Source organism: Sporomusa sp., from assembly GCF_035561255.1.
Lineage (GTDB): Bacteria > Bacillota > Negativicutes > Sporomusales > Sporomusaceae > Sporomusa.
Genome location: NZ_DATMXX010000205.1, coordinates 1 through 9152, shown reverse-complemented (window position 1 = coordinate 9152; position 9152 = coordinate 1). Strand labels below are relative to the sequence as shown.

10 protein-coding genes are annotated in these 9152 nt (G+C 50.5%); 9 read left to right on the top strand and 1 reads right to left on the bottom strand.

Features of this window, described 5'->3' with window-relative positions; genetic code table 11:
* Positions 1 to 55: 55 nt before the first annotated feature.
* From VN379_RS11380 to VN379_RS11345, 8 genes are all read left to right on the top strand, one after another.
* Positions 56 to 817 carry an SDR family oxidoreductase gene (locus VN379_RS11380; RefSeq protein ID WP_325533870.1) on the top strand — a complete coding sequence of 254 codons (762 nt, stop codon included), beginning with the start codon at positions 56 to 58 and terminating at the stop codon, positions 815 to 817.
* 25 nt (positions 818 to 842) lie between these two features.
* Positions 843 to 1574, top strand: a complete 732-nt coding sequence (locus tag VN379_RS11375) for a hypothetical protein (RefSeq protein ID WP_325533868.1) — start codon at positions 843 to 845, stop codon at positions 1572 to 1574.
* A 48-nt stretch (positions 1575 to 1622) separates the two neighbouring features.
* Positions 1623 to 2543 (top strand): electron transfer flavoprotein subunit alpha/FixB family protein, encoded by a 921-nt coding sequence (locus tag VN379_RS11370; RefSeq protein ID WP_325533866.1) that lies wholly within the window; start codon positions 1623 to 1625, stop codon positions 2541 to 2543.
* A 45-nt stretch (positions 2544 to 2588) separates the two neighbouring features.
* Positions 2589 to 4070, top strand: coding sequence for an FAD-dependent oxidoreductase (locus tag VN379_RS11365; protein WP_325533864.1), 1482 nt, complete (start codon positions 2589 to 2591; stop codon positions 4068 to 4070).
* Positions 4071 to 4184: 114 nt separating this feature from the next.
* On the top strand, positions 4185 to 5492 hold the full coding sequence (locus VN379_RS11360; RefSeq protein ID WP_325533862.1) for an FAD-dependent oxidoreductase: 1308 nt from the start codon (positions 4185 to 4187) through the stop codon (positions 5490 to 5492).
* Complete coding sequence (locus VN379_RS11355) at positions 5489 to 5791, top strand: ferredoxin family protein (protein WP_325533860.1); 303 nt, start codon at positions 5489 to 5491, stop codon at positions 5789 to 5791. The genes VN379_RS11360 and VN379_RS11355 overlap by 4 nt, the downstream gene beginning before the upstream one ends.
* 800 nt (positions 5792 to 6591) lie before the next feature.
* Positions 6592 to 6891 carry a transposase gene (locus tag VN379_RS11350; RefSeq protein ID WP_325533858.1) on the top strand — a complete coding sequence of 100 codons (300 nt, stop codon included), beginning with the start codon at positions 6592 to 6594 and terminating at the stop codon, positions 6889 to 6891.
* A 296-nt stretch (positions 6892 to 7187) separates the two neighbouring features.
* A complete protein-coding gene (locus VN379_RS11345) occupies positions 7188 to 7610 on the top strand; it encodes an iron chaperone (RefSeq protein ID WP_325533856.1) in 423 nt (140 codons plus the stop codon).
* 110 nt (positions 7611 to 7720) lie between these two features.
* On the opposite strand, the gene VN379_RS11340 is transcribed toward VN379_RS11345, so the two are convergent.
* On the bottom strand, positions 7721 to 7981 hold the full coding sequence (locus VN379_RS11340) for a pyridoxamine 5'-phosphate oxidase family protein (protein ID WP_325522656.1): 261 nt from the start codon (positions 7979 to 7981) through the stop codon (positions 7721 to 7723).
* A gap of 366 nt (positions 7982 to 8347) precedes the next feature.
* Between VN379_RS11340 and VN379_RS11335 the strand changes: the two genes are divergently transcribed.
* Positions 8348 to 9058 (top strand): GntR family transcriptional regulator, encoded by a 711-nt coding sequence (locus VN379_RS11335; RefSeq protein ID WP_325533854.1) that lies wholly within the window; start codon positions 8348 to 8350, stop codon positions 9056 to 9058.
* Positions 9059 to 9152: the final 94 nt, after the last annotated feature.

The window sequence follows — 9152 nt, the reverse complement described above, 5'->3', positions numbered from 1 at the left end:
GTATAATGTAAATTGTAAATATTTTAAATTATACATATCTTGGAGGAGGGAAAACATGTCTCAACAATTATTGGATTTTACTGGGCAGGTGGTTCTCATCACCGGTGGCAGATCAGGCATCGGACAAGCGACGGCCGTGGCTTTTGCGCGGCAGGGCGCTAAGGTGGTCATAGCTGGACGCAGTAACGCTGACGAAACTCTGGCCCGCATCAGGGCTGTGGACGCCGAGGCCATCTTCGTGCAGGGGGACGTCAGCGTTGCGGCTGATGTACAACGTTTCGTCAATACGACTGTGGAGAAATACGGTCGCCTCGACGTGGCGTTTAACAACTCCGGCCTGTTGCCGGTGACGGCCAATTTGGTGGATCAGAGTGAAGAGGATTTTGACAAAATTATGAATGTTGACCTTAAGGGGTTGTTCCTGTGCATGAAGTACGAAATTCCCGAAATGCTTAAGCAGGGAGGTGGAGCGATCATTAACTGCGGCTCGGTAGCCAGTCTCATCGCAGACCGGGGAATGAGCCCTTATGTGGCGGCTAAGCATGGTGTAGCGGGACTTACCAAGGCAGCAGGTATTGAATATGCTAAGGACAACATCCGCATCAACGCAATCGCCCCCGGCTTAACAGGAACCGAAATGACCAGTGGCTGGCTGGCTGATCCGACCATGCGCGAATTGGTCAAGACGTTCAATGCGGCCAACCGCATAGCCAGTCCGGAAGAGATTGCGGGCATCGTCCTTTTCCTGGCATCGCCACTGGCGTCCTTCATGGCGGGCGCTGTCTATCCGGTGGATGCGGGACAAACTGCGCATTGATCATCAAGGTAAAGGGGGGAGCCTCATGAGAATCATCGTTGTGTTTAAATGGTCGAGAAACCCGCAGGACGCCCGGGTGGGAGTGGACGGAAGCGTTGATTGGCGAGGCGTAAAAATGTCGGTAAGTGACGACGACCCGGCAGCAATGGAGATTGCTGAGGCCATAGCCGCAGGCGGAGAGATTATCGGCCTGACGGTGGGCGACGGTGATGCGGCATGGGCTGCGGCCCGAGGGGCGGCGCGCACTGTGGTGGTTACTGACGCCCTGACAGATGTGGACAGTTCAGTGACGGGTGCGGTTCTAGCCGCTGCAATCCGGCGCGTTGAAGGCGTTGATGCGGTGCTTATCGGCGATTCCGCTTGGGACTATGGTGTGGTTGCCGCATTGATGGGCCAGCTTGGCTGGCCGGCTGTGGCCGGTGTTGTATCGGCCGAGACGGAGCAGGGCTGTCTGCGGGTGACGCGCAAGCTGGGCAGCGCATCGCAGGTGCTTGAAGTTAAGGGGCCTGTGGTGCTTGCAGTATCGGCAAGCCGGGCCGAGCAAAACGCACCGGGCATGAAGGAAATTCTCGCGGCGCGCAAAAAACCTGTAGAACGGCTGGTGTTGGCTGATTTGAGTCTTGCTCCCGTCGCCGCCGTCAATTCCAGGGGAACTAGGTTCCCCGATACGCCTCCGGCGCGGATCATAGACGGGAACGACCCCGTGACGGCGTGCGAACAGCTCATGGCCGCTCTGCGCGCAGACGGTGTACTGTGAACACGTTCCATGTCGTAGTCCTGTAACTGGAAGGAGATCGCAATAACTATGAACAACTGGATCATTATTATAGACGAACGCCGTGCCGGCGGCATGCTTGACGCGGCTCGCAGGCTTGGTGGCCAGGTCCTGGCGGCTGTAGTGGGGCCGCGTGCCTTGGCGGAGGATATGGCTAAATTGGGTTTTGATCGGGTGCTCTGTTTCGAAACGGCAGAAGGCGTGCCGGCAGAAGCTTATGCTGCGCAGGTTGCCGATGCGGCCAAAGCCGCGGAGCCCAGGCTGGTGCTGGCGTCTGACGCGCCGATAAGTCGCACGTTACTCGGTGCTGCCGCCGTGAAACTGAACGCCGCCCTGATCGGCACCGTTCGTGCTCTAGCCGTCAACGGTGAGCGCATTGTGGTAAGCCGGTCCGCGGCAGAAGGCAAGGTTTTGGAAGATGTTGAGGTTCAGGGCCCTCTAGCCGTAATTTTTGATGGGGAGGACATAGAAGTATCCTCTGCGCAACCCGCCCCGGTAGAACTAATACCGGTTGGGGAGCCAGGCGCAATGCTGAGACTGGTAGAAACAAGCGAATCTGGGGCAGAAAGTGCTGGAATGCTGACTGCTGCCCGCGTTGTGGGCGTGGGTATGGGCCTGCGGTTCAGGGAGGATTTGAAGCTTATAGAGGAGCTGGCAGATGCCATGCACGCTGAAATAGCCTGCACGCTGCCTGTTTGCGACGATATGCGCTGGTTCCCCGCGCACCGCGTCGTAGGCTCGTCGCACAACCAGATCGCGCCCGATCTTTACATTGCCGTGGGTATTTCCGGGCAACCGCAGCATACATCCGGCATTCGCGACGCCAAGGTAGTGGTTGCCGTCAACAATGACCCGGAAGCCGGAATATTCAAAAAATGTGACTACGGTATCCTGGGCGACCTGTACAAGGTTGTCCCTGCGCTGGTTTCGGCATTCAAAAATATAGGATGACCCAACGCCAGGAAATATCAATACAATTAAAGAGGAGGAAAAAACATGGCTGATCAAAACATCTCATTTGACGTGGAATATGATCTTGTCGTTATTGGCGGAGGCGGTTCAGGTAAGTCCGCGGCGCTCACCGGCGCGCAGGGGGGCTTGCGTGTCGCGTTGCTGGAAAAGATGGCGGAGACAGGTGGAACGTCTATTTATGCCGAAGGTACGGCTGCCTTTGAATCCAGTGAACAAAAGGAGCGCAAAACTCCCGCGACTCCGGGAAAGCATTTCCCTACACGCGAGGAAGGCTTTCGTCGGTATACGGATTACAGCCACCACCGCGCCAATCCGGACGTTGTGCGGATGCAGGTAGATAATACGGCGGAAACCATCAATATTTTGAAGTCGCTGGGCATCGTTTATACCGATGTGACCATTTACGCCTATGATCAACCTCTTGAACTCTACACCTTCCACCGGCCGGATGGCTTGGGTGCGCGCGTGCAGGAAGTGTTGCTGCGTGCCTGCATCAATGCAGGGGTGGATATTTTCACGTCAACACCGGCCAAGAAGTTATTGATGCGTGATGGGGCCGTTGCGGGCGTTCAGGCGCTGGATTCAAAAGGAAACCTTATGAACATTGGCGCTAAGGCGGTCATTCTGGCCTCCGGTGGCTACGGAAACAACCCTGCTATGGTAAAGAATTACTCGTGGCTTCACCGATCCGCCGACTACACTTATCAATGCGTGCCCACCGAGAACACGGGCGACGGACTTACCATGGCGCTTGAGGTCGGCGCTGACACGGAAAATTTGGGCGCGGTGATGATCATTCCCTGCGCGCGCACCAAAACACTTACCTCGCATGTTAGTGGTGCCGGTTCTCAGCCCGTGCTGTGGGTCAATAAGACCGGACGCCGTTTCGCCAGCGAGGAAGTGGCTATGAGCTTCGCCGATGCGGGTAATACCATTGCCAAGCAGCCCGAAGGGGTGGTATACGCCATCATAGACGCCGACACCGTGCGCCACCTCATGGAGGAAGGTTCGGACATCGGTCTTGGCGACTTCATTGAGTATCATATGAAACTTACCCGCCTTCAGGCGGAACTGGACCAGGACGTGGCCGAAGGCATTGCCTGGAAGGGCGACACCATCAAGGAACTGAGCAAGGCCATCGGGCTTGATCCCGCTGTGTTCGCCGCGACTGTGGCCGAATACAACGACGCGTGCGACAAAGGCTACGATCCGATGTTTTTTAAACCCGACAAGTTTCTCCGTCCTGTGCGCAAGGGTCCGTTCTACGCCATCAACATGGCGCCCAGCGTGCTTGTGTCCGACGGCGGCATCCGCGTAAACGGCAACCTGCAGGTCACGGACAACGACTACCAGCCCATTCCCGGTCTGTATGCCGTGGGCAACGAAGCCAGCGGACTCTACGGCGATACCTACAATCTGGATGTTCCCGGTACGGCTAACGGGTTTGCCCATGCTTCAGGACGTGTGGCAGCGCGGCATGTGATTAAGACTCTCAAGGGCGAATAAACGAATGTCGGGCGGCATAACAGAACTTTATGCCGCCCTTTCAGGAGGGTATGCCCTGCAACATTGTCGCTTTCTGAAGATATGGGACGGCAAAAAAGGAGGTTAAAGGAATAGGTGGATAATGTTGTAACTACGGACGTTGACTTTGACGTCATTGTTGTCGGAGCCGGCGTGGCCGGTTGTGTCACGGCGCACCAATTGTCGGCCAAGGGGCATTCCGTGCTATTGGTGGAACGGGGGCAGAGTCCTGGCAGCAAAAACCTGTCGGGTGGGGTATTTTACTGTCGCGTCATGGAAGAGGTCCTGCCGGGGTTTATTGACCAAGCTCCTGTGGAACGGCGTATTACCCGAAATTGCATGAGTTTTCTTTCGCCAACGTCCTTTGTGAACGTGGATTACGGCGACGCGCGGTTGGGACAGTCCGTAACCGCTGTGTCCGTGCAGCGAGCTAGACTGGACGAATGGCTGGCCACCAAGTGTGAAGAGGCGGGAGCTGTGCTTATGTCGGGTGTCAGGGTGGATGCGTTGGTGATGGAACAAGAACGCATCGTAGGCATCCGTGCCGGCGGCGACGAATTGCGGGCTCATGTGGTGGTCGCCGCTGACGGGGTAAATTCGTTTGTCTGCCGTAACGCGGGGATCCGAGCGCAGGAACCGATGAAACATTTGGCTGTGGGCGTAAAGTCTGTCATTGGCCTGCCTCGAAATGTCATTGAGGAGCGCTTCAACTTGACGGGCGACGAAGGCGTTGCCTATGCCGTGGTTGGCGACTGTACCAATGGTGTCGGCGGAGGCGGATTCCTATATACGAACCTGGAATCCCTGTCTATCGGTATAGTGGTCAGGCTTGATGATCTGGTCAGTAAAGGCGAAACGGTATCGGAACTGCACGACAGGTTTTTGTCCCATCCCGCAATTAAACCATTTCTCAAAGGAGGAGAATTGTTGGAGTACGGGTGCCATATGGTTCCCGAAGGCGGTCAGGCAATGGTTCATGACCTGACAAGGTCCGGACTGGTGGTGGTCGGCGATGCCATTGGGCTGGCGCTGAACACCGGCTGTACCGTGCGTGGCATGGACCTGGCCGCAGGTTCCGGCCTGGCCGCCGCCAGGGCCATAGACACCGCACTGTTAAAGGGCGATTTTTCGAAGTCCTCTCTGGATGCATACTGTGTGGAACTGGACAATATTTTCGTGGGCAAGGACATGCGTACCTATGCGAGAGCGCCCCATTTTCTTGAAAATCCACGCATGTATGGAGCCTACGGGCAGCTATTGAGCGATTTTATGTATGGCATGTACAACCTGGACACGACTCCTCGACAGCACTTGATTCCTAGTACCATGAAGATGTTGAAAAAAAGCCCCCTGAATTTCTTTCACCTAATTAAGGACATGTATACGGGAGCGAGGGCATTATGAGTAAGAGCAAGACTCCATTTGGAACGGTTACCGAGCGGCTCGACAGGAACCGATATGAAACGGATGTGGAACAGTCCCATATTCAGATTGATCAGAAGGCTGCAGCGGCCACCGGTGCCGGGCCTCTGCTGGTGCGGGTTTGTCCCGCACATGTTTATTCTCAACAACCGGACGGCACTATAGGCGTTTTATATGCGGCCTGCCTTGAATGCGGCACCTGTTTGGCGGTGGCGCCCCCTGGAGTGCTTTCCTGGCATTATCCGCGTGGCGGCATGGGAGTAATTTTTCGCGAAGGATAGCAGTCGACTCCAAGGTCATTGTGGCTTTCATTAAAACCAAGCTCTTTGCTAAACCCTAATTTTGGCTTTGTTTGAGGAGGGTACGGTTCTGCTAGGACGATTTTTTTCACGGCTGCAGCTGTAGGATTTGGAGCTGTTATTAGTGTTGCACCAGGATTTAAAACAATTTCAAATTTGATTTTTAATAATCTCATTCCCGGAGGACCTTTGGTTAGTTTATCGGTTGCTACCAATTTGATGGCTCAGGTCTTCTTCTGGTTCTCTCGAAAGCATTATGCAATCCTTCGCAAAATCATATCTAGATATGGGGAGCATCCAGACGTAATTCATAGAATTGCTGCAATATCCTCCGTGTATGCCTCATAGTGGAGCAGGCTTGTCTCAATTGGCTCTTACTGGGTTGACTCATACGAAATGTTATAAATACTTCTTCATGACTATGAGTGTTTTAAGTTTAATAGCTTCAATAATAACTTTGGTTTATAGCGAGCTCTTTATTAAACCAGTCATCCAAAGACCAATAAACAATAAGGGAACCGAGCAGAACGCCATATAATATTTATGTTTTTGCTAAGGGGAGCTCCAGCCGGGATAAAAATCGAAACGAAAGGGACTGTCGCACTAAGAAGCCCCTAAGACGAACAAAAGAACGGTAACCGGCAGTAGCCGGAAACCGTTCTTTTGTTGTAAAATCAGTTTGTGAAAACCAAGAAATTACACTCAAATTATACAACAGAGGGAGCATATATCAACTGGTCTTGCCGATGGAAATTGGCGAACTAATCCCGGCAGACGATTCGGTGCGATTACTCAACGCGATATTGGAAGGGATGGATTACAGCAAACTATACGCTGCGTACTCCCGCATGGTGAGAATCGAGATCTCACCGAAATGTCTATTCAAAATCCTCATCTACGGCTACATGAACGGTATCTATTCTAGCGGCAAGCTCGAACAAGCATGCCGCAGGGACATCAACTTTCTATACCTCTTAGGCCGGGAAAAGGCGCCTGATCATGCTACTCTTGCCCGATTTCGCAGTCAGCGGCTGACTGAGGTGGTTGATGACCTGTTCGTCCAGCTTGTATGGCGGTTGTAGAAGACGAGGGGACGGTGGTACTGTCTTCCTGTTCTCAGTATGTACATAATATATGCTAGCAAATATTAGCTGCATGGACCATTAGGATTAAATGAGCATGGCAATAGCGAAGGGAACCCATTCGCGATGCCATGCTTAGTGCTTTTAGTGTCCTATATTACTGCCTAAGGGAATAGTATGATTATCAACCCGCTCCAAATGATATGATTGATCTGGAATGCATCCTTTGTTTGGACAATGGGTATTATGCCAAGAAATCAGGAACGATATATGGTGTTAACAGAAATTAAAAATTTTTGCAAAGGAGAAACCATGGAAGGAAACAAACAGCGGTTAAATCAATTGATGAATATATTTGCCAATTTTCTCCCGAGGTTCAGGAAATACTTAAAACGTTAAGAAAAGTCATTAAAGAGGCTGCTCCAGATGCGGAAGAAAAGATAAGCTGGCAAATGCCTACTTTTGCGTTGCATGGAAATCTAGTTCATTTTGCTGCTCATAAAAATCATATTGGGTTTTATCCAGGTCCTAGCGGAATTGACGCATTTAAACATGAATTATCGGAATATAAAGGAGCAAAAGGATCAGTACAGTTTCCTACAGACAAGCTATTGCCTTACGATTTAATAAGCAGGGTAGTCAAATTTAGAGTTACTGAGAATACAAAACTAGCAGCAGGCAAGTTGAAAAAGAAGGGTAAAAGGGAAATGGTCAATTAGAAAGAGATTGTCAAGAAGCATATCCCAATCTTGCTGACTTCCGTGGAATGCTCGGTGGATATAAGAGAATAAACTGACTCAAGAGAACCGTCCCCTTGAGTCCCCTTGAGTCAGTTGCCTCCGGCCCGTGCAATTTTCAATTGCGTCTTCTCAATGGTAAACCCTATATTTTCGAAATAAACCCTCGCTTCAGCAGTTCCACGGGAATTTACCGCGCAGTGGAAGTATAGTTTGTTGTTTTCCAATACATGGTTTAGAGGCACACCATAGGGCATCCCATCTTCTGATACAGTAGATAAAACGCCATAAAATGTGGTCTCCAATATTTTACGAATACGCTCGCTATCTAACTCTTGCTTCGTAAGCCGCATTTTTTTTCATTTTCTTTCCTCCTTAATATTTAACACATGGTCAAGCTGTTCATCATCAAACATGCTCTGATTGCGTGCAAAATCCTTGGCCTTATCCCTATTCATGCTGTGGCCTGTCTCCGCTGTATGAACCATGTAGAAGTATCCTCGCTGTCATGTAGTGTCTGGAAGTATTGTACACCCATGAAAAGGAAAAAGACAAGTCACATTGAAGCCGGAGCAAAGGGATTTGTTTTTTTGCTTGTTTATATTATAATGAAACCATTGACGCAACCGCCAAATTTGAATTGAACCTTTGCCGGGCTGAAATTGGTTTTGCAGGAGGTTTGTGCTGTAAAATCACCGCTGAGAGGAAGGACGTAACAAGTGCAATTAAATGGTGATAAAGGTATTCCGTTATATTATCAATTAAAGAAAATCATCCGGGATAAGATTGAAGCAGGTATATGGTCTGCTGGCGAGCAGATTCCTAATGAAATGCAGCTTGTCGATATGTATCAAGTAAGCCGGGCGACTGTACGGCAGGCGGTTCTGGATTTAGTCAGGGAAGGAATTTTAGTCCGGAAAAAAGGGGTAGGGACCTTTGTTTCAAGACCTAAGCTGGCCGGAGATTTAACCATAAATTTTTATTATCCTGAAGAATTTGGAACCAAGCATGTCCCGATGAGCAGCCATATTATTGACCCTCCTTCCTGGGTTGCCAAACAGTTACAGCTCGGGCCAGGAATGAAGGTCTACGAAATTATTCGTTTAAGGCTGTTTAATGAGGAACCGGCTGCAGTGGAAACATTGTATTTACCTATCAATGTTTTTCCTGACTTGTTGCAGGCCAACTTGGAAGAACGGATATTTGATTTACTTGCTGCCCATTTCGGGGTAACCATCTCAAAATTTACTTCCTATGTCGAGCCCGTTTTATTGAATTCCTACGAGGCGTCCTGGTTACAGGCAACCCAGAATCAACCGGCATTAAAAATTATGAAAATAGGATTGAATCAGCAAGATAATCCTTTTGTGGTCACGGTGAGTGTTTTTCGCGGAGATCGCTATAAACTCTCCTTTAACCATACGAAATAATCGGCTTATTATTGGCGCCTGTTTATAAAAATATAATTGACAGACAAAAAATGTATGTTATAATTTATTTAATGACTATGTACGGACATATTGA